The following is a 19,379-nucleotide window of genomic DNA, read 5'->3' as shown; positions in this document are numbered from 1 at the left end:
CAACGATAGCGGCTCCTGCAGAATCATCTTCGATTCTATTGCCCGGAGACAGCTTATTGTTCGACGCTTCCGGCATGACGACCGTGGACACCCGGGCCGTGCACGCCGGCCGCGACGATCTCGCGGGCCTCGGCGTCCACGTGCCGCCGATCGACCTCTCCACCACCAACCCGCTGCCCTCGGTCGAGGGCGGCGGCGACGCGTACGAGCTGCTCGCCACCGGCGGCACCCTCCCGGCCGGCGCCAGCGCCGTCTACCAGCGGCTCTGGAACCCCACCGTGGCCCGCTTCGAGACCGCCCTGGCCGAACTGGAAGGCACCGCCGCGGCCGTCGCCTTCGCCAGCGGCATGGCCGCCCTGACCGCCGCGCTGCTCGCCGCCACCCGGGACGGCAAACGGCACATCGTCGCCGTCCGCCCCCTCTACGGCGGCACCGACCACGTGCTCGCCACCGGACTGCTCGGCACCGAGGTCACCTGGGCCCGCCCCGACGAGGTCGCCGCCGCCGTCCGCCCCGACACCGCCCTGGTGATCGTCGAGACGCCCGCCAACCCCACCCTCGACCTGGTCGACATCGCCGCGCTCGCCACCGCCGCCGGCGACGTCCCGCTGCTCGTCGACAACACCGTCGCCACGCCCGTGCTCCAGCAGCCCGCCCGGCACGGCGCCGCGCTCGTCCTGCACAGCGCCACCAAGAGCATCGGCGGCCACGGCGACGTGCTCGCCGGCGTCGTCGCCTGCGACGCCGACTGGGCCGCCCGACTGCGCCAGGTCCGCGCCGTCACCGGAGCCGTGCTGCACCCGCTCGGCGCGTACCTGCTGCACCGGGGCCTGCAGACGCTGCCGCTGCGGGTCCGCGCCCAGCAGGCCGGCGCGGAGAAGCTCGCCGGCTGGCTCACCGGCCACCCGGCCGTCGTGCGGGTGCACCACCCCTCGGTCCACGACCCGGCCGGCCTGGTCGGCCGCCAGATGTCCGGCAGCGGCAGCCTGCTCGCCTTCGAGGTACGCGGAGGCGCGCCCGCCGCCGCGGCCGTCGCCGGCGCGTGCGAACTGATCACCCACGCGGTGTCGCTCGGCGGGGTGGACACCCTGATCCAGCATCCGGCCTCGCTCACCCACCGGCCGGTGGCGGGGGAGGCCAAGCCGGGCGGTGGGCTGCTGCGGATCTCCGTCGGGCTGGAGGACCCGGAGGACCTGCGGGCCGACCTGGAGCGGGCGCTCGCGGTGCTCTGACCGGCGCTCGCCGTTCCTGTCGCGCGCGGCTGTGCGACCCGCGACTCGCCCTGAAGTCCGTCATGTCGCGTTCATGATTTCGGGCCGACGTGCCGGTCGAGGGCCGCGACCGCCTCCCGGCGGGCGACGGAGAGGGAGTTGCTGCGGTTCATCTTCCAGGCGATGCCGAGCAGGTCGAGGGCCCACTGGCAGAGCCCCATGATGTCGGCGGACTCGTTGGAGAACATGTAGCGCGGATAGACGTAGCCCTTGCCGCGGACGGTGACCCGGTTGCTGACCCGGCAGCCGTCGGAGTGGAAGAGACCCCGCAGGAAGTCACCCGGGTGGGCCTCGACGATCTGGCGCTGCCAGTCGGCGAGGACGATCGGCCTTTCGTGCTTCTTGCCGGGGCCGTGCTGCGGGAGCAGGCAGGGCCAGTGCGTTCCGTAGCTCTGCACCCCGATACAGCCCTGCTTCTGTACCCGTTGCACCGAGTTCGCCAGCACGTCGCGCATCGCCTGTTCGCAAAGCTCGATCAGGTGCGGCCAGGCGTTGGCGCAGTAGATCCGGAGGACCGGCACCCGCGCCGTGGTGACGAGGTGGCCGTCGCCGAGGTAGAGGCCGAGCAGGTAGGCATAGGCGGCCGGCTTTGTCGGATTGTCGACGCCGGACCTGCATCGGAAGCACCGTAGCTGGGTGCCGTGCTGTCTCGGCTCGGGCCGGTCTTTGCACCAGTGCCAGACGGTGCGGTAGGGGAGACCTAGGGCGCGGGCGGTGGCTGCCACGCTGACACCGGCAAGGTACTGACTGCGGGCGCGGGCCCTTATCTCAGGAGGGTGCACACGCGCATCATCGAACAGGTGTATGACAGAAGTGCCGGGAGCGGGACTCGAACCCGCACGCCCTTTCGGGCAAATGCTTTTGAGGCATTCATGTCTGCCGATTCCATCATCCCGGCGTCACCCCTGCGGAGGGTGTGGCTCACTGTACCCGACTAGTCTCATGCGAGAGCATGGGTGGTAGCCGTGCCGAGATCGATGGTAGGAGTGGCTCGTGGCCGAGACGCAGACGGACGCCGAGCGCAGGCGGGTACTGATCGCCGAGGACGAGGCGCTCATCCGGCTGGACCTGGCCGAGATGCTGGTCGAGGAGGGCTACGAGGTCGTCGGCGAGGCCGGCGACGGCGAGACCGCCGTCCGGCTGGCCGAGGAGCTCAAGCCGGACCTGGTCATCCTCGACATCAAGATGCCGATCATGGACGGGCTGGCCGCCGCCGAGCGGATCGCCGGCGCCCGCATCGCCCCGGTGATCATCCTGACCGCGTTCAGCCAGCGCGACCTGGTGGAGCGGGCCCGGGCGGCGGGCGCGATGGCGTACCTGGTGAAGCCCTTCCAGAAGAGCGACCTGGTGCCGGCGGTGGAGATCGCGCTGTCGCGCTACTCGGAGATCGCAGCCCTGGAGTCGGAGGTCGCCGGCCTCACCGACCGGCTGGAGATCCGCAAGACCGTCGAGCGGGCCAAGGGCGCGCTGATGACCACGTACGGGATGACCGAGCCGCAGGCGTTCAAGTGGATCCAGCGCACGGCGATGGACCACCGGATGACCATGAAGGAGGTCGCCGAGCGGATCCTCGCGGAGACCGCCGGCGGCGAGGTCGCCCAGCCGACCGCCTGACACCGGTCGGCCCGCCGGGTCCCCGGAAACCACCGTCGGTGGCTAGCATCGACGCGTGTCCACTCGGCGCGTGCTCGCGGTGCTCGGCGTCCTCGCCGTGCTGCTGGCCGCCTGTGATCCGGCGCCCGCGCCACGCCCTGCCGAGGAGCCGGTCCGCCCGGCGTGGCAGGCGCTGACCCTGCCGGGTCCGCCGGGCCGCGCGCTGCTGCGCGACGCGACCGCCTGCGCGGGCCGGTGGTACGCGGTGGGCGGCGTCGCGGACGTCGCCGGCGGCACCCGGCCGGCCGCCTGGACCAGCCGGGACGGTACGAACTGGACGGTCGTGCCGATCGCCGCGGATTCCTTCTACGGCAAGCAGAACGTGCTCTATTCGGCCGGTTGCCGCGACGGCGTGCTGGCGGTGATCGGCGCGAAGGTCGGCGGCGCGCACGGCTATCCCCGGGTGAGCACCTGGCGGCAGCGCCCCGACGGTGGGCTGGTCGAGGTGTCCGCCTCGTTCGAGACGTACGGCGGGCCGAAGGCGGTGAACGTGTCCCGCCTGACGGGCGGGCCGGCCGGCTGGTTGATCGTCGGCAACCGGTCCAGCGGCGCGGCGGCCTGGGTGTCGCCGGACGCGGCGGACTTCGCCCTGGTGGAGGGGGCGCCGGAGCTGGCCAGCGACGGGCGCGGGGTCAGTTGGGCGTTCGACGCGGTGGGCGTACCCGGGGGGTGGCTGGCGGTGGGCGGCGTGCTGCCGGCGGGCCGGATCGACCGCGACCCGGTCGCCTGGTCGTCGGCGGACGGCCGCACCTGGCGGCGGACGGCGCTGCCCGGTACCGACCGTTACGAGGAGTTGCAGCGGGTCGTCCTGGTCGACGGTGCGGCGGTGGCGGTCGGGCTGCGGGGCGGGGCGTTCGGCGCCTGGCGGCGCGACGGTGACCGGTGGGCGGCCGCCGGCGGCTTCGGCGGGGCGGCGCCGTCGCAGGTGCCGTCGGTGGACGGCCTGGTCACGGCGGGTGGGTGGCTGGTGGCGGCGGTTTCCGACGGGAAGTCCCGTTCGGTCTGGACGTCCGTCGACCGGGGTGGGTCCTGGCGGCGGGTGGAGCTGCCCGGTCCGGTGCCGGCCGGGGCGGACCGGGACGTGGCGCTGGCGGCGGTGGGGGAGCGGCTGTGGATCTTCGCTGACGACGGTGTCCGCTCCGCGGCCTGGTCGGCCCCGATGCTCGCCGTCCCGCGGTGAGGGCGTAGCTGGGGCTTAAGGACCGCTCAGGGAACCACCTGTTACGGCGTCCGTATCCATCGCGCGCGTCTTCGTAACGGTTTGGCAGACCACGCCCCAAGCCCTTCCTCGACCGTATGAGTGTCGGTACGCTCCGCCATCACGAGCCGTAACGCAGGGGCGTCCCTGCCGGGTGGGGTGGTGGTGCGGGCTGTACTCTCGCCGTCCTTCTCGGTGCCGTCGCCATCTGCTTCTGGAGGAGGTCAGGAAGCCGTGAGGCGTAGCTATGTACGGGTGCTCGGAGCCGCCGCAATCGCTGCGGCGATGGTCGGCGCCGCGGGTTGCCAGGACTCTGGCGGTGGCAGCGGCACCGCGTCCGGCGACTGCGGTGGCAAGATCGCTATCTTCGGCGCGTTCACCGGTGACAACGCGGGCCTGGTGATCCCGTCGCTGAACGGCGCGAAGCTCGCCGTCAAGCAGTTCAACGAGAAGAACAAGGACTGCAAGGTCACCATGCAGGAGTTCGACACCCAGGGTGACCCTGCGGTGGCGACCCCGTTCGCGAACCAGATCGCCGGTGACAACTCGTTCCTCGGCGTCATCGGTGGGCACTTCTCCGGCGAGTCCGACGCCACCATGCCGATCTACCAGGCCGCCGGCCTGGCCATGGTGAGCCCGTCGGCGACCCGGACCGACCTGACCCAGAAGGGCAACAAGTCCTTCTTCCGGGTGGTCGGCCACGACGGCACCCAGGCGGGCGCCGTGGCGACCTACATGAAGTCGCAGAACGCGGCGAAGGTTTTCGCCATCGACGACGGCAGCGCGTACGGCGCGGGCATCACCGCCGAGCTGGGCAAGAACCTGCAGCTCGCCGGCACCGACAAGATCCAGGAGAAGCAGTCGCAGTTCGACGCGACGATCTCCAAGATCAAGGCGGCGCAGGCGGACTTCGTCTTCTACGGCGGTTACACCCGTGAGGCGGCCCCGCTGGTCAAGCAGATGCGCGCGGCCGGTGTCCAGGCCAAGTTCGTCGGCCCGGACGGTCTGTACGACCCGGCGTTCCCGCAGGGCGCGTCGGGTGGCGCCGAGGGCGCCATCATCACCTGCCCCTGCCTCCCGGCCGACAAGGCCGGCGGCACCTTCTCCGCCGACTACCAGAAGGAGTTCGGCCAGGCGCCGGGTTCCTACGGCGCGGAGGGCTTCGACGCGGCGCAGGTCTACCTGGACGCGTTCAAGGACGGCAAGAAGAGCCGGGCCGACATCCTCGCCTACGTGAAGTCCTACGACAAGCAGGGCGTCTCGAAGTACATCAAGTTCGACGACAAGGGCGATGTCGACCCGTCGAAGGTCGTCATCTGGGCGTACCAGATCAAGGGCACGGAGATCACTCCTCTGCAGGAGCTCAAGCTCAGCTGACGTCATGGCACTGGAGTGCGGCCGGGGTGTCGTCCCCGGCCGCACTCGATGCAAGGAGACCCCGGTGAATTTCGACGAACTTTTCGGCCACCTCGGCCAGCACACCGTCGACGGGTTGTCCAAGGGGGCGATCTACGCCCTGATCGCCCTGGGCTACACCCTCGTCTACGGTGTACTGCGACTGATCAACTTCGCCCACTCCGAGGTCTTCATGGTCGGCACCTTCGCGGTGCTGGGCGTGTGGACCGCCTTCGGGGTGGAAAATAACCCGCCGGCCGGCCAGGCCATCCTCTTCCTGGTGCTCGGCCTGATCGCCGCGGCGGTCGCCTCGGGCGGCACGGCCCTGGCGATCGAGCGGATCGCGTACCGCCCGCTGCGGCGCAAGAACGCGCCGCCGCTGATCTTCCTGATCACCGCGATCGGCCTCTCCCTGGTGCTGGTCGAGGTCTTCGGCCTGCTCCTGCCCGACGTGGCGGGCGGCGCGCTGCCGTCGCTGTTCGGCCGGGCCCGGCAGATCGTCGGCATGCCGACGATCATCAAGCAGGAGACCCTGTTCCAGATCGGCGGCACGTCGATCACCAACATCCAGGTGATCGTCTTCGTCTCCGCCGTGGTGATGATGGCCCTCCTCGACTGGTTCATCAACCGCACCCGCTACGGCCGGGGCGTGCGGGCGGTGGCGCAGAACCCGGAGACGGCCGCGCTGATGGGCGTCAACCAGGAGCGCGTGATCATGCTGATCTTCGTGCTGGGCGGGATCATGGCCGGCGCGGCCGCGCTGCTGTGGAGCATGCGTTTCGGCTTCACCCAGAACAGCATCGGCTTCGTGCTCGGCCTCAAGGCGTTCACGGCCGCGGTGCTGGGCGGTATCGGCAACCTGCGGGGCGCGCTGGTGGGTGGTCTGTTCCTCGGCGTCGTCGAGGTCTACGGCGCCACGCTCTTCGCCTCCAACTGGGAGGACGTCATCGCGTTCATCGTCCTCATCGTGGTGCTGATGTTCCGCCCGACCGGCCTGTTGGGTGAGTCGCTCGGGAGGGCCCGCGCATGATCGACAAGATTCGGAACGCAGACCGCCGCCGGGTCGGCATGCTGACCTCCGTCGGTGACCGGTTCGGCGCGCTGCCGAAGTGGCAGCGGATCGCGGCGCTCGTGGCCCTGGTGGGCTTCCTGTACTACCTGCCGCTGCTCGGCATCCCTGGCCTGACCTGGCTGCGCACCGACTCGATCGCCGGTGGCAACAACTGGGCCGGCGTGCTCTTCGTCTGCGCCATCTACGTGCTGGTCGCGATCGGTCTGAACGTGGTGGTCGGCCTGGCCGGCCTGCTCGACCTCGGCTACATCGGCTTCTTCGCCGTCGGCGCGTACAGCGTGGCGCTGTTCGGCTCGGTCAACTCGCCGGTGGTGAAGTGGATCCAGAACGAGTTCGACCTGCCGCCGACCTGGGCGGTCACCTGGTCGATCTGCCTGCTGCTGGCGATCGTGCTCACCATGGTCTTCGGGGTGCTGCTGGGCTGGCCGACGCTGCGGCTGCGCGGTGACTACCTGGCGATCGTCACGCTGGGCTTCGGCGAGATCATCCGGATCGTGGCCCGCAACGCCAACGGGGTGACCAACGGCCCGCAGGGCATCTCCGCGATCCCGGGCCCGGAGGGTCCGCCGGCGGCGGAGAACGAATGGTTCGGCCTGATCGACGCGAAGCCGTGGTACTGGCTGGCGATCACCGTGGTGCTGCTGATGGTCTTCGCGGTGCGCCGGCTGGAGCACAGCCGGGTCGGCCGCGCCTGGCTGGCCGTCCGCGAGGACGAGGACGCCGCCGCGGTGATGGGTGTCTACCCGTTCAAGTTCAAGCTGTGGGCGTTCGCCATCGGCGCGGCGCTCGGCGGCCTGTCCGGGTTCCTCTTCGCCAGCCGGAACGCGTTCATCGACCCGACCCAGTTCAACGCGAACCTCTCCATCCTCTTCGTCGCCATGGTCGTGGTCGGCGGCTCGGGGAACATGGTCGGGGTTTCGCTCGGTGCGGTGCTGCTGGCCTACCTCCCGGAGCGGTTCCGGGAGATCGCCGACTACCGGTGGCTGGCCTTCGGCCTGGCCATGGTGCTGGTGATGATCCTGCGTCCGCAGGGCCTCATCCCCAGCCGGCGGCGGGCCCGTGAGCTGAAGGACCGCGCGGCGGCGGCAGAGGAGGCGCCCGCTCATGTCTGACGAGACCACCAGCACCGCCACGCCGAAGATCCCGGCCCAGCCGGGTCCCCGGCCGGTGCTGCTCGAAGTCGACGACGTCACGCTCCGCTTCGGCGGCGTGGTCGCCCTCGACAAGATCGATTTTCAGATCTACGAGGGCGAGATCCTCGGCCTGATCGGGCCGAACGGCGCCGGCAAGACCACCAGCTTCAACGTGATGACCGGCGTCTACAAGCCCACCTCGGGCGCGGTCCGGTTCCGCGGCGAGCGGGTCACCGGGCGCAAGCCGCACCAGATCAGCCGGATGGGCATCTCGCGGACGTTCCAGAACATCCGCCTGTTCCCGGAGATGACCGCGCTGGAGAACGTCATGGTCGGGACCGACTCCCGGCACAAGACGAGCGTGCCCGGGGCGCTGTTCCGGCTCTACCGGGTCCGGCCCAAGCCGGAGGAACTGCCGCAGGTCACCGCCCCGGACGGGATCAAGCGGACCTGGCAGCAGGTGCGTCGGTCGTGCGCGAAGACCTTCGGCCTGTCGCGGCACATCCTGGAGGAGCGGGCCGCCGAGGCCAAGGCGCTGGAGCTGCTGCGCTTCGTCGGGATCGCCGACCGGGCCAACGACGAGGCCCGCAACCTGCCCTACGGCTACCAGCGTCGGCTGGAGATCGCCCGGGCGCTGGCCACCGAGCCGAAGCTGATCTGCCTGGACGAGCCGGCCGCCGGCTTCAACCCGGCGGAGAAGGAGGAACTGCTCACCCTGATCCGGAAGATCCGCGACAAGGGGCTGACCGTGCTGCTCATCGAGCACGACATGCGCCTGGTCATGGGGGTCACCGACCGGATCGTGGTGCTGGAGTTCGGCCGCAAGATCGCCGAAGGGGCGCCCGCCGAGGTCAGCCGGGACCCGAAGGTGATCGCCGCATACCTGGGGGAGCCCGCCGATGACGCTGCTTGAGCTGGACGACGTGAGCGTCGCGTACGGCCGCATCGAGGCCCTGCACGGCATCAGCCTGACCGTGAACGAGGGCGAGGTGGTGGCCCTGATCGGCGCGAACGGCGCCGGCAAGACCACCACCATGCGGGCCATCTCCGGGACCCGGGCGCTGTCCGGGGGCCGGATCACCTTCAACGGCGAGGACATCAGCAAGCTCCGGGCCGACCTGCGGGTCGTCCGGGGGCTGTGCCAGTCGCCCGAGGGTCGGCAGATCTTCCCCGGCATGACCGTGATGGAGAACCTGGACATGGGGGCGTACACCCGGCGGGACTCCGCCGGCATCGCCGCCGACCTGGACCGGGTGCTGACCCTCTTCCCGCGGCTGGCCGAGCGCCGCAAGCAGGCCGGCGGCACGCTCTCCGGCGGTGAGCAGCAGATGCTCGCCGTCGGCCGGGCGCTGATGAGCCGCCCGAAGCTGCTGCTGCTCGACGAGCCGTCGATGGGTCTGGCCCCGATGGTCATCCGGCAGATCTTCGACATCATCACGGAGATCAACCAGCAGGGCACCACGATCCTGCTGGTGGAGCAGAACGCCCAGCAGGCGCTCTCCCGGGCGCACCGGGGGTACGTGCTGGAGACCGGTCGGATCGTGAAGGAGGGGTCCGGTCAGGACCTGCTCACCGACCCGGCGGTCAAGGAGGCGTACCTCGGCGTGGCCTGAGCCGCGTCGTAGCGTCGGCGGCCGTCCGTCCCCCAGGGGGCGGGCGGCCGTCCGGCGTCTGCCCGCGTGTCGGTTTCCCTCCTACGAGCGCGGTGCCGCCGCCCGGAGATGTCGGGCGTTGCGACTAGAGTCGCTGCCGTGACAGCTACGACCCCGCGCCTGCTCCTCGTCGACGGACACTCGATGGCATACCGGGCCTTCCACGCCCTGCCGGTGGAGAACTTCTCCACCACGACCGGGCAGCCGACCAACGCGGTCTACGGCTTCACCTCGATGCTGATCAACGTGCTCCGCGACGAGCAGCCGACGCACATCGTCGTCGCCTTCGACGTCTCCCGCCGCTCCTTCCGCACCGAGAAGTACGCCGAGTACAAGGCCGGCCGCAAGGAGACCCCGACCGACTTCAAGGGCCAGGTCAGCCTGATCAAGGAGGTCCTCGACGCGCTGCGCGTCCCGGTGGTGGAGAAGGAGGGCTTCGAGGCCGACGACGTCATCGCCACCCTCGCCTGCCAGGCCCGCGACCAGGGCATGGAGGTGCTGATCAGCAGCGGCGACCGGGACGCCCTCCAGCTCGTCGGCGAGCGGGTCACCCTGCTCTACCCGCGCAAGGGCGTCTCCGACCTGGCCCGGATGGACCCGGCCGCCGTCGAGGCGAAGTACGGCGTCGGCCCCGAGCGCTACCGCGACCTGGCCGCGCTGGTCGGCGAGGACAGCGACAACCTCTCCGGCGTCGACGGCGTCGGCCCGAAGACCGCCGCCAAGTGGATCAACCTGTACGGCGGCGTGGACGGGGTGGTGGCCAGCGCCGACGCGATCAAGGGCAAGGCCGGCGACAACCTGCGCGCCCAGCTGTCCCGGGTGATCCGCAACTACGAGATCAACTGCCTGGTCTCCGACCTCGACCTGCCGCTGCGCCCCGAGGACGCCCGCTGGACCGGCTGGGACCGGGAGGCCGTGCACCAGGTCTTCGACACCCTCCAGTTCCGCATCCTGCGCGACCGCCTCTACCAGTACCTGGAGGCCGTCGAGCCGGAGGCCGAGGCCGGGTTCGACCTGGCCGGCGCGGTGCTGACCGAGCCGGGCGCGCTGGCCGGCTGGCTGGCCACGCACGCCCCGGCCGGCACCCCGGTGGGGCTGGCGGTCAAGCTCGACACCGGCCCGAACCGCCGGCACACCGCCTCGGTCACCGGCATGGCGCTCGCCACCGCCGGCGGCGCGGCGGCCTGGTTCGACCCGGCCGGGCTGGAGCCGGGCGACGAGTCGGCGCTGGCCGGCTGGCTGGCCGACCCGCAGCGCCCCAAGGTGCTGCACGACAGCAAGCCGGCGGTGCTGGCGCTGGCCGCGCACGGCTGGTCGCTGGAGGGCATCGCCCGGGACACCCAGATCGCCGCCTACCTGGCCCGCCCCGACCAGCGTTCCTACGACCTGACCGACCTGGCCCTGCGCTACCTGCACCGCGAGCTGCGGGTCGACGCCCCGGAGACCGGCCAGCTCACCCTCGACGGGCTGGGCGACGAGGGCGTCGTCGAGCAGAACCTCATGCTCCAGGCCCGGGCCACCCTCGACCTGGCCGACGCGATCGACGCGGAGCTCTCCCGCGACGGTGAGCAGCCCAACCGGCTGATGGCCGGGGTGGAGCTGCCGCTGATGCGGGTGCTCGCCGGCATGGAACGGATTGGCATCGCCGCCGACACGCAGTACCTGTCGGAACTGGAGGCGCACTTCGCCGCCGAGGTGAAGGCCGCGGCGCAGGGCGCGTACGAGGCGGTGGGCCGGGAGTTCAACCTCGGCTCGCCCAAGCAGTTGCAGGAGATCCTCTTCGGCGAGCTGGGCCTGCCCAAGACCAAGAAGATCAAGACCGGCTACACCACGGACGCCGACGCCCTGCAGTGGCTCTACGCGCAGAACCCGCACCCGGTGCTGGAGCACCTGCTGCGCCACCGGGACGTCGCCAAGCTCAAGTCGACCGTGGACGGCCTGCTCAAGTCCGTCTCCGACGACGGGCGGATCCACACCACCTTCAACCAGACGGTGGCGGCGACCGGTCGGCTCTCGTCCACCGAACCCAACCTGCAGAACATCCCCATCCGCACCGAGGAGGGGCGGCGGATCCGCCGGGCCTTCGTGGTGGGGGAGGGCTACGAGTGCCTGCTCACCGCCGACTACAGCCAGATCGAGATGCGGATCATGGCGCACCTGTCGTCGGACGACGCGTTGATCGAGGCGTTCAACTCCGGCCACGACTTCCACGCCGCCACCGCCTCGTCGGTCTTCGGCGTGCCGGTCGGTGAGGTCACCCCCGACCAGCGCCGCAAGATCAAGGCCATGAACTACGGCCTGGCGTACGGGCTGAGCGCGTTCGGTCTCTCCCAGCAGCTCGGGATCAGCGCCGACGAGGCGCGCGGGCTGATGGAGAACTACTTCGCCGGGTTCGGCAGGGTCCGGGACTACCTGCACGAGGTGGTGGCCCGGGCCCGGCAGGACGGCTACACCTCCACCATCCTCGGTCGCCGGCGTTACCTCCCCGACCTGGTCAGCGACAACCGGCAGCGCCGGGACATGGCCGAGCGGATGGCGCTCAACGCCCCGATCCAGGGCTCCGCGGCCGACATCATCAAGGTCGCCATGCTGCGCGTCGACACCGCGCTGCGCGACGCCGGGCTGCGCTCGCGGATGCTGCTCCAGGTGCACGACGAGCTGGTCTTCGAGGTGGCGCCCGGCGAGCGGGAGACCCTGGAGGCGCTGGTGCGCCGGGAGATGGGTGCGGCGTACCCGCTGTCGGTGCCGCTGGAGGTGTCGGTCGGCGAGGGGCGGGACTGGAACAGCGCCGACCACTGACGCTCTTGTTGCGGTTGGGGGTTCCGGGGGGAGCCCACCCCGCTCCGGGCGGTCAGGCTTGATCCCTGCGCGGGGCGGGCTCCCCCCGGAACCCGACGGGGTTTCTGTGGTCGGTGCTGTTCGGCGCTGTGATCTGAGTGGTGGGTCAGCGTCCGGGTCCCCGGCGCTCCTTGGGCGGGGTGCCGTGCCGCTCGAGGGCCCGTCGGGACGGGCCACCCGGGGGCGGAAGCGGGCCCTTGAGGGGGTCGTGGCCCCAGTTCATCAGGGACCAGCGCCACTTGGTGTCGCGCACGTCGCCGGAGGGGCGCTGGGCCATGTGCCGGCGGACGTAGCCGACCACCTTCCGCATGTGCTTGTAGTCGCCCTCGGACAGGTCGCCGCGCTTGCGCCGCAACAGGTCGATGATCTTCCGGCCGGATTCGTGCCCCACCGACTCGCCGCCTCCGGAGCGGCCGCCCTTGTGCCAGCCGACCTGCTTCGACTCGTCGGTCTCCAGCCAGGAGGAGATCTCGCCGGGCTTCATGTTCACCGCCTCGGCGAACTCCTGGTACGTATCCCGGCCGTCGTCACCTCTGCTCATGACGCAACGCCTCCGGTCGGTGGGCCACGTCGCGTCCCGAGTCGTCGTTGCGGATCCGGTACTGCGGATGGTCCTCCGTCGCGTTGACGGCGTGCCCGCGTACGTGCGTCCGATCGATCAGCTTCTCCTTGACCACGCCGTACGCCCGGCCGCTGTGACTGGCCCAGGAGACGTGGTCACCCTCGCGGAATTCCCTCTGCTCGGCCATGCCGGGCGGGTACCCGCCGTCGATGCCCCGAAACGACGCCACCTGGCCTGCGGCGTGGTCAGCCGGCGGGCTTGTCGGTGACGAAGATGGCGGTGCCGGGAAAGAGCCGCCCGCGCAGCGGGCTCCACTGCCCCCAGATCCCCTCGTGCCCCGCCGGCCACTCCGGCTCCACCAGATCCCGCAGCCGGAACCCGGCACCGACCAGCTCGCGGATCCGGTCGCCGAGGGTGCGGTGCTGCTCGACGTAGGTGGCCACGCCCGAGTCGTCCTGCTCGACGTAGGGGGAGCGGTCGAAGTACGAGTGCACGGCGGTCAGGCCCCCCTCGCCCGGGTCGTCCAGGAAGATCCACCGCATCGGGTGGGTCACCGAGAACACCCACCGGCCGCCCGGGCGCAGCACCCGGTGCACCTCGGCCATCAGCGCGGCCGAGTCGTCGACGAAGGGGATCGCGCCGAAGGCGGTGCAGGCGATGTCGAACGCCCCGTCGGCGAAGGGCAGCGCCAACGCGTCGGCCTGCACCAGCGGTACCCGTACCCCGGTGCGGTCGGCCGCCTGCGCGGCGTGCCGCAACATGCCGGCGGAGAGGTCGAAGGCGACCGGCCGGGCGCCCTGGGTGGCCAGCCAGCGGGCGCAGGCCGCGGCGCCGCAGCCCACCTCCAGCACCCGGCGTCCGGCGACGTCACCGAGGAGCCGGGCGTCGGCCTCGCGCAGGCCCTCCGGGCACCAGACGAAGTCCGTGTCGCCGAGGAAGGCGCCGTGCTCGGCCTGGTAGTCGTCGGCGTCGGTGTCCCACCAGCCCCGGTTGGCCCGGCGGGTCTCCGCGTCGCCGACCCGCCGTCGGGTCACCCTGTCGTCGTCCACCCGCTCACGCTAGGCCCTGGCCCGGTCGACGCCGACGGCGACCGGCCGGCGGATACGGCCGCGATCGGCACGAAGGCGAGGGCGGTCTGCGGGCGTCGCCGCGGTGCGCTACCTTCTCTGCGTGGTGGGACGGCTGTGACGCAAGAGACAGTCGAGACGCTTTTCCACCGAAATCTCCGCTTTCGCAGCTGACGAGGTCGCGAGGACACGGGAGGCCTTGCACGCTGTGGTAATGCAGCGGGTAGGCTAGACGATGCGCTCGCGGATCGTGTGCCTCGGCAGGGAGCAGGTGCGCGGTCACCGGAGCCACTAATGATCTTCACTTGGCGATCGTTCGGTGTGCCCGATGGCGGATCCGCTGGCGCGAAATGGTCACCGCGACACCACGCCTGCTGTGACAACCCATCCGACCGGAGCAACCGCCCACATGACGAGCAGCATCGAGGCCCCCTCGAGCGCCACCCGGGTCACCCACGACGATCTCGGTTCCGAGGAGGCTTTCCTCGCCGCGATCGACGAGACCATCAAGTACTTCAACGACGGCGACATTGTCGAAGGCACCGTCGTCAAGGTCGATCGGGACGAGGTCCTGCTCGACATCGGCTACAAGACCGAGGGCGTCATTCCCTCTCGGGAGTTGTCGATCAAGCACGACGTGGACCCCGCCGAGGTCGTCTCGGTCGGTGACCACATCGAGGCCCTGGTCCTCCAGAAGGAGGACAAGGAGGGTCGTCTGATCCTCTCCAAGAAGCGGGCGCAGTACGAGCGGGCCTGGGGCACGATCGAGAAGATCAAGGACGAGGACGGCGTCGTCCGCGGTTCGGTCATCGAGGTGGTCAAGGGTGGTCTCATCCTCGACATCGGGCTGCGCGGCTTCCTGCCCGCCTCCCTGGTCGAGATGCGGCGGGTGCGCGACCTGCAGCCGTACGTCGGCCGCGAGCTCGAGGCCAAGATCATCGAGCTGGACAAGAACCGCAACAACGTGGTCCTGTCCCGCCGTGCCTGGCTGGAGCAGACGCAGTCCGAGGTGCGCACCGAGTTCCTCAACAAGCTGCAGAAGGGCCAGGTCCGCAAGGGCGTCGTCTCTTCGATCGTCAACTTCGGCGCGTTCGTCGACCTGGGCGGCGTGGACGGCCTGGTGCACGTCTCCGAGCTGTCCTGGAAGCACATCGACCACCCGTCCGAGGTCGTCGAGGTGGGCCAGGAGGTCGAGGTCGAGGTCCTGGACGTCGACCTGGACCGCGAGCGGGTCTCGCTGTCGCTGAAGGCGACCCAGGAGGACCCGTGGCGGCAGTTCGCCCGCACCCACGCGATCCAGCAGATCGTGCCGGGTAAGGTCACCAAGCTGGTGCCGTTCGGCGCCTTCGTCCGGGTGGACGACGGCATCGAGGGCCTGGTCCACATCTCCGAGCTGGCCGAGCGCCACGTGGAGATCCCGGAGCAGGTCGTGCAGGTCGGCTCCGAGGTCATGGTCAAGGTCATCGACATCGACCTGGAGCGCCGCCGCATCTCGCTGTCGCTCAAGCAGGCCAACGAGGGCTTCGTCGAGGGCGAGGAGCACTTCGACCCGACCCTCTACGGCATGGCCGCGACGTACGACGCCGAGGGCAACTACATCTACCCGGAGGGCTTCGACCCGGAGACGGGCGAGTGGCTCGAGGGGTACGACAAGCAGCGCGAGACCTGGGAGAACCAGTACGCCGAGGCGCGTCAGCGTTGGGAGGCCCACACCAAGCAGGTGCAGACCTCTCGCGCGGCCGACGCCGAGGCCGCTGCCAACCCGGCTCCGGCCGTCACCGGTGGCACCACCACCACGACCACCACGGCCCCGAGCCGTCAGGCCGAGGAGCCGGCCGGCACCCTGGCCACCGACGAGGCGCTCGCCGCTCTGCGGGAGAAGCTCGCCGGCGGCAAGTGATCCTGTGACAACTCCAGCTCGGCGCGGCTGACGCCGCGCAGCGACCTGGAGCCGTCAGTGACGACGACGGGCCCCGTTCCCGCGATCCGGTAATCACCGGGTCGCGGGGGCGGGGCCCTCGCGCGTCTCCGGACAGTCCTCCCTCGCCGCTCACGCGGGAGCCACGCCTGACCCCGCCTGGCCGCGCGCCTGGCCGCGCGCCTGGCTGTGCGCATCGCTGTGCGCGGCGAAGCTCAGCCGCTCCGGCCACGCCGTGGCCGGCTGTTGCCGCCAGAGGCGGCTTGATCGACTCCGTTTGCGGCGTGTTGCGGTGTCCCGGGCCCTGAACACCGCCACACGCCGCAATCCGCGACGCCACCGCCACCCCACGCGGACCGGCGCCGTCGACGCCCCGCCAAGCGGCTGCTGCCGCAGACGCCGTCGCTGCTCTGGGTCGGGGCTGCCGCCAGGGCGACTTGATCCACTCCGTTTGCGGCGTGTGGTGGTTTCCCGAGTCCCGGACACCGCCACACGCCGCAAACGGCGGACATCGCCGCCCCCGCCCACGCGGTTTTGTGGTGGGGGTGGCGATCCGGTTGACTGGTCCGGTGCTGATGGTGGGACTGACCGGAGGGATCGGCTCCGGCAAGAGCGCCGTGTCGGCCCGGCTGGCCGAGCGGGGTGCGGTGGTCATCGACGCCGACCGGATCGCCCGTGAGGTGGTCGCCCCTGGCTCCCCGGGGCTGGCGGAGATCGTCGCCGCCTTCGGCGACCGGGTGCTCGACGCCGGCGGCGCGCTGGACCGGGCGGCGCTGGGCGCGGTGGTCTTCGGCGACGAGGTGGCCCGCCGGCGGCTGGAGGCGATCACCCATCCCCGGGTGCGGGCGCGTACCGCCGAACTGGCCGCCGCCGCGCCCTCGGACGCGGTGGTGGTCAACGACGTGCCGCTGCTGGTCGAGGTGGGGCTCGCGCCGACGTACCACCTGGTGGTCGTGGTGCAGACGGCCGTCGCGACCCGGCTGGAGCGACTGGAACGCGACCGGGGGATGCCCCGCGCGGAGGCGGAGCGGCGGATCGCCGCGCAGGCCGACGACGCTCGCCGGCGCGCGGCGGCGGACGTGGTGCTCAGCAACGACGGCACCCTCGAGGAGCTGCGCGCCGCCGTGGACGCCCTCTGGCGGGACCGGTTGCTGCCCTACGAGCGCAACGTCCGGGCGGGCCGGGTGGCCCGCCCGGAGCGGGTCGTGCTGACCGAGCCGGACCCGACCTGGCCCCAGCAGTACGCCCGGCTGGCCGCCCGGATCCGGCACGCCGTCGCCCCGGCGGACCTGCGGGTGGACCACATCGGCTCGACCGCCGTGCCCGGCCTGGCCGCCAAGGACGTGATCGACATCCAGGTGACCGTGTCGTCGCTAGACGAGGCGGACGGGCCGCTCGCCGAGCGGCTCGCCCGGGCCGGCTTCCCGCGGCTGCCCGGCGACTGGTGGGACAGCCCACGCCCGGCCGGCAGCGGGCGGTGGGCCAAGCGGTTCCACGGCAGCGCCGACCCGGGGCGCCCGGCCTATCTGCACCTGCGGGTGGCCGACTCGCCCGGCTGGCGGTACGCCCTGCTGATGCGGGACCACCTGCGCGCCGACCCGGACCAGCGGGCCGCCTACCTGCTGCTGAAGCGGGAGTTGGCGGCCTCGGCCCCGGACAGCGGCGCGTACGCGACGGCCAAGGACCCGTGGTTCGACGAGGAGCACCTGCGGGCCGAGGAGTGGGCCGCGCAGACCGGGTGGCGGCCCTGACCGGTCAGCGGCGGCCTGCCGTGCCGGCCCGCGTCGCCGGCGCCTCCGCGGCGGGCGGTCCGGGCCGGGGCGGCACGATCCCGGCCGGCACCGGCGCCGGGGTGAGGTCGAGCTGGGCCCAGGCGCCCGCCCGGGTGCGCAGCTCCAGCCGGCGGGGCAGGCCGGTGCGGTCCAGCCAGTAACGCAGCCGCAGGCCCTGCACGCGCAGCTCGACCACGTCCACCACCCGGCCGGCGACCCGGTCGGTGCGCAGCCGCACGGCGGCCGTGGGCCGGGCGGGCGCGGTGTCCGCCCGCAGCGCCGCGTCGACCAGCAGGTCGAGGTCGTCCAACGGGCGGGCGCCGGTCCGCCAGCCGGCCTCGGCCGGTGGTGGCAGCGGCGGGCCGTTGGCGGCCCCGGTGGCGCCGGCGCCCGGCTCGACCGGCACCTCCGCGCGGGCGAAGCCGCCCCGGTCGCGCCGCAGCAGGGTGCGCCGGCCGAGGGTGTCCAGCTCGGCCACCGACAGGTACGCCACGCCGCCGGACCAGCTCAACCATCCCGAGCCGCGCAGGTTGGCGGCGGTGCCGAGCGGGACGGCGACGCTGACCGCGGCACCGGGCTGGGCTCGCAGTTGGGCGGGCAGCCGGGCCAGCCTTTCGGCCTCGGTGTCGGTGAGCGCGCGGGGCAGCCCGGGTCGGCCGCCCAGCGCGTCGACCGGCCAGATGGTGGGCCGGTCGTTGCGTTCCAGCTCGACGGCGGCCGGCTGTCCGCCGGGCAGCCGGCCCTCCCACCGGTGCAGCCGGGAGTCGCCGTCGACCCACCAGCGGGGGTCGCCGTCGCTTGCCGCCGGCGGGGCGGGTGGACGGGCGGTCGGGTCGGCGGCGGCGGTGGGTCTGGGCAGCGGGGCCTGGAGGACGTCCACCGGCTCGCCGGCGAGGGTCTCCCGTCCCACCCAGCGCCCCGCGCCGTGGCGCAGTGGGTCGGCCGGTTCCGCCCGGTCCGCGCTGAGCCCGAAGAGCACGTCGAGCGCCCCGGCGAGTGGCCGGCCGGCGGGCAGGTCGCGCAGTCGCCAGCGGTCCGTCGGCGGTACCAGCGGAGGGGATGCCGGCGTGGGGACTGCGGCGGGGTCGGGGCGCAGCACGACGACCGAGGGCGTCGCCTGCACCAGTCCCCGGTCGGCGCCCGCGCCCGGACCGCCCACGTCGAGGTAGGCCAGCGGCCGCGCCCAGTCGATCCAGCCGACCAGGTCGGTGCGGGCGGCGCCGGTGCCGACCGTCACCCGGACCCCGGCGCGCACGTCGCGGAGGTTGGTGACCCGGGTCGCGGCCAGCCGCTCGGCCTCGGCCGCGGTCAGCGCCCGGGCCGGCTCCCCGGGGGCGGGCGCCCAGCTCAGCAGGCCGGCGACCAGCGCCGCGGCCGAGGCGGCGGCGACCACGCCGAGGGCGACCAGGGTGGTGCGCCGGCGGGCGGGCTCCTCCGGGGAGCCGGCGACGGCGGCCAGGACCGGCGGGGTGCGCCGCGCGTGCCGGGCGGCCTCGCGCCGGCGCCGGCCCGGCCGTCGGCGTCCGGCGCCGTGGCCGGCCGAGCCGCGTCCGCCGTTGCCGACGGGGGTACGGGTGGGCGGCCGCGCGGCGACCGGGATGTCGGGGGGCGGACCCGTCGGGGTGGACGGGGGCGGCGGCCGGTCGGGGGAGGTCTCCACGAGTGGTTGAACGCCCGGCGGCGGCGTGGGTGACGAGGAAGACGGTGCCGAGGCAGGGGCGCTCGCGGCGGCCGGTCTGCGCCATGGGCGCGACCACGTCGGGTGCGCACGCCGGCGATGTCCGGGTGCTGCGACCCTCCTGTGCCGGGGGCGGGAGCCCCGTGAGGGCCCGGCCGCCTGCCCGGTCG

16 protein-coding genes and 1 tRNA gene are annotated in these 19,379 nt (G+C 72.3%); 11 read left to right on the top strand and 6 right to left on the bottom strand.

Going from position 1 to position 19,379, the window contains the following annotated elements; all coding sequences use genetic code 11:
* The first annotated feature begins 56 nt into the window (after positions 1 to 56).
* Positions 57 to 1,232: a trans-sulfuration enzyme family protein gene (locus tag ACTMTB_RS12120; protein WP_441145077.1), complete on the top strand. Its 1,176-nt coding sequence runs from the start codon at positions 57 to 59 to the stop codon at positions 1,230 to 1,232.
* 71 nt (positions 1,233 to 1,303) lie between these two features.
* On the opposite strand, the gene ACTMTB_RS12115 is transcribed toward ACTMTB_RS12120, so the two are convergent.
* Positions 1,304 to 1,996: a transcriptional regulator gene (locus ACTMTB_RS12115; protein ID WP_441145075.1), complete on the bottom strand. Its 693-nt coding sequence runs from the start codon at positions 1,994 to 1,996 to the stop codon at positions 1,304 to 1,306.
* Between the two features lie 89 nt (positions 1,997 to 2,085).
* A tRNA-Leu gene (locus tag ACTMTB_RS12110) sits at positions 2,086 to 2,169 on the bottom strand.
* Between the two features lie 95 nt (positions 2,170 to 2,264).
* Between ACTMTB_RS12110 and ACTMTB_RS12105 the strand changes: the two genes are divergently transcribed.
* The 8 genes from ACTMTB_RS12105 to polA all read left to right on the top strand — a co-directional run bounded on the left by ACTMTB_RS12105 (position 2,265) and on the right by polA (position 12,173).
* Positions 2,265 to 2,885 (top strand): ANTAR domain-containing response regulator, encoded by a 621-nt coding sequence (locus tag ACTMTB_RS12105; RefSeq protein WP_154943735.1) that lies wholly within the window; start codon positions 2,265 to 2,267, stop codon positions 2,883 to 2,885.
* A 55-nt stretch (positions 2,886 to 2,940) separates the two neighbouring features.
* A complete protein-coding gene (locus ACTMTB_RS12100; protein WP_441145073.1) occupies positions 2,941 to 4,104 on the top strand; it encodes a hypothetical protein in 1,164 nt (387 codons plus the stop codon).
* A gap of 252 nt (positions 4,105 to 4,356) precedes the next feature.
* Entirely contained in the window at positions 4,357 to 5,499 is a 1,143-nt protein-coding gene (locus ACTMTB_RS12095) for a branched-chain amino acid ABC transporter substrate-binding protein (protein ID WP_441145071.1), read from the top strand.
* A gap of 64 nt (positions 5,500 to 5,563) precedes the next feature.
* On the top strand, positions 5,564 to 6,547 hold the full coding sequence (locus tag ACTMTB_RS12090) for a branched-chain amino acid ABC transporter permease (protein WP_357913188.1): 984 nt from the start codon (positions 5,564 to 5,566) through the stop codon (positions 6,545 to 6,547).
* Positions 6,544 to 7,701: a branched-chain amino acid ABC transporter permease gene (locus tag ACTMTB_RS12085; protein ID WP_357614147.1), complete on the top strand. Its 1,158-nt coding sequence runs from the start codon at positions 6,544 to 6,546 to the stop codon at positions 7,699 to 7,701. The genes ACTMTB_RS12090 and ACTMTB_RS12085 overlap by 4 nt, the downstream gene beginning before the upstream one ends.
* Complete coding sequence (locus tag ACTMTB_RS12080) at positions 7,694 to 8,635, top strand: ABC transporter ATP-binding protein (RefSeq protein WP_357614144.1); 942 nt, start codon at positions 7,694 to 7,696, stop codon at positions 8,633 to 8,635. The genes ACTMTB_RS12085 and ACTMTB_RS12080 overlap by 8 nt, the downstream gene beginning before the upstream one ends.
* A complete protein-coding gene (locus ACTMTB_RS12075; RefSeq protein WP_357614141.1) occupies positions 8,622 to 9,335 on the top strand; it encodes an ABC transporter ATP-binding protein in 714 nt (237 codons plus the stop codon). Before ACTMTB_RS12080 ends, ACTMTB_RS12075 begins: the two co-directional genes overlap by 14 nt.
* A 138-nt stretch (positions 9,336 to 9,473) precedes the next feature.
* Positions 9,474 to 12,173 (top strand): DNA polymerase I, encoded by a 2,700-nt coding sequence (gene polA, locus ACTMTB_RS12070; RefSeq protein WP_441145067.1) that lies wholly within the window; start codon positions 9,474 to 9,476, stop codon positions 12,171 to 12,173.
* A gap of 145 nt (positions 12,174 to 12,318) precedes the next feature.
* Here polA and ACTMTB_RS12065 read toward each other — a convergent pair whose 3' ends face one another.
* Genes ACTMTB_RS12065 through ACTMTB_RS12055 form a run of 3 tightly spaced genes read right to left on the bottom strand, consistent with a single transcriptional unit; the run spans position 12,319 to position 13,823 of the window.
* Positions 12,319 to 12,753, bottom strand: a complete 435-nt coding sequence (locus ACTMTB_RS12065; RefSeq protein ID WP_179805808.1) for a DUF3140 domain-containing protein — start codon at positions 12,751 to 12,753, stop codon at positions 12,319 to 12,321.
* The gene (locus tag ACTMTB_RS12060; RefSeq protein WP_441145065.1) at positions 12,740 to 12,961 is read right to left on the bottom strand and encodes a DUF2945 domain-containing protein; all 222 of its coding nucleotides are present in this window, start codon (positions 12,959 to 12,961) and stop codon (positions 12,740 to 12,742) included. The genes ACTMTB_RS12065 and ACTMTB_RS12060 overlap by 14 nt, the downstream gene beginning before the upstream one ends.
* 58 nt (positions 12,962 to 13,019) lie before the next feature.
* The gene (locus ACTMTB_RS12055) at positions 13,020 to 13,823 is read right to left on the bottom strand and encodes a class I SAM-dependent methyltransferase (protein ID WP_280840791.1); all 804 of its coding nucleotides are present in this window, start codon (positions 13,821 to 13,823) and stop codon (positions 13,020 to 13,022) included.
* Between the two features lie 427 nt (positions 13,824 to 14,250).
* On the opposite strand from ACTMTB_RS12055, the gene rpsA reads away from it, so the two are divergent.
* Positions 14,251 to 15,741 (top strand): 30S ribosomal protein S1, encoded by a 1,491-nt coding sequence (gene rpsA, locus ACTMTB_RS12050; protein ID WP_088961211.1) that lies wholly within the window; start codon positions 14,251 to 14,253, stop codon positions 15,739 to 15,741.
* 587 nt (positions 15,742 to 16,328) lie between these two features.
* Positions 16,329 to 17,510: a dephospho-CoA kinase gene (gene coaE / locus ACTMTB_RS12045; RefSeq protein WP_441145062.1), complete on the top strand. Its 1,182-nt coding sequence runs from the start codon at positions 16,329 to 16,331 to the stop codon at positions 17,508 to 17,510.
* A gap of 4 nt (positions 17,511 to 17,514) precedes the next feature.
* Here the strand turns inward: coaE and ACTMTB_RS12040 are convergent, their stop codons facing one another.
* On the bottom strand, positions 17,515 to 19,191 hold the full coding sequence (locus ACTMTB_RS12040; protein ID WP_441145060.1) for a hypothetical protein: 1,677 nt from the start codon (positions 19,189 to 19,191) through the stop codon (positions 17,515 to 17,517).
* Positions 19,192 to 19,379 lie beyond the last annotated feature (188 nt).

This window comes from Micromonospora sp. L32 (genome assembly GCF_052068055.1).
In the GTDB taxonomy this organism is placed as follows: Bacteria; Actinomycetota; Actinomycetes; order Mycobacteriales; family Micromonosporaceae; genus Micromonospora; species Micromonospora purpureochromogenes.
The sequence above is the reverse complement of the archived record's forward strand: the minus strand, read 5'-3'. Positions and strand labels throughout refer to the sequence as shown.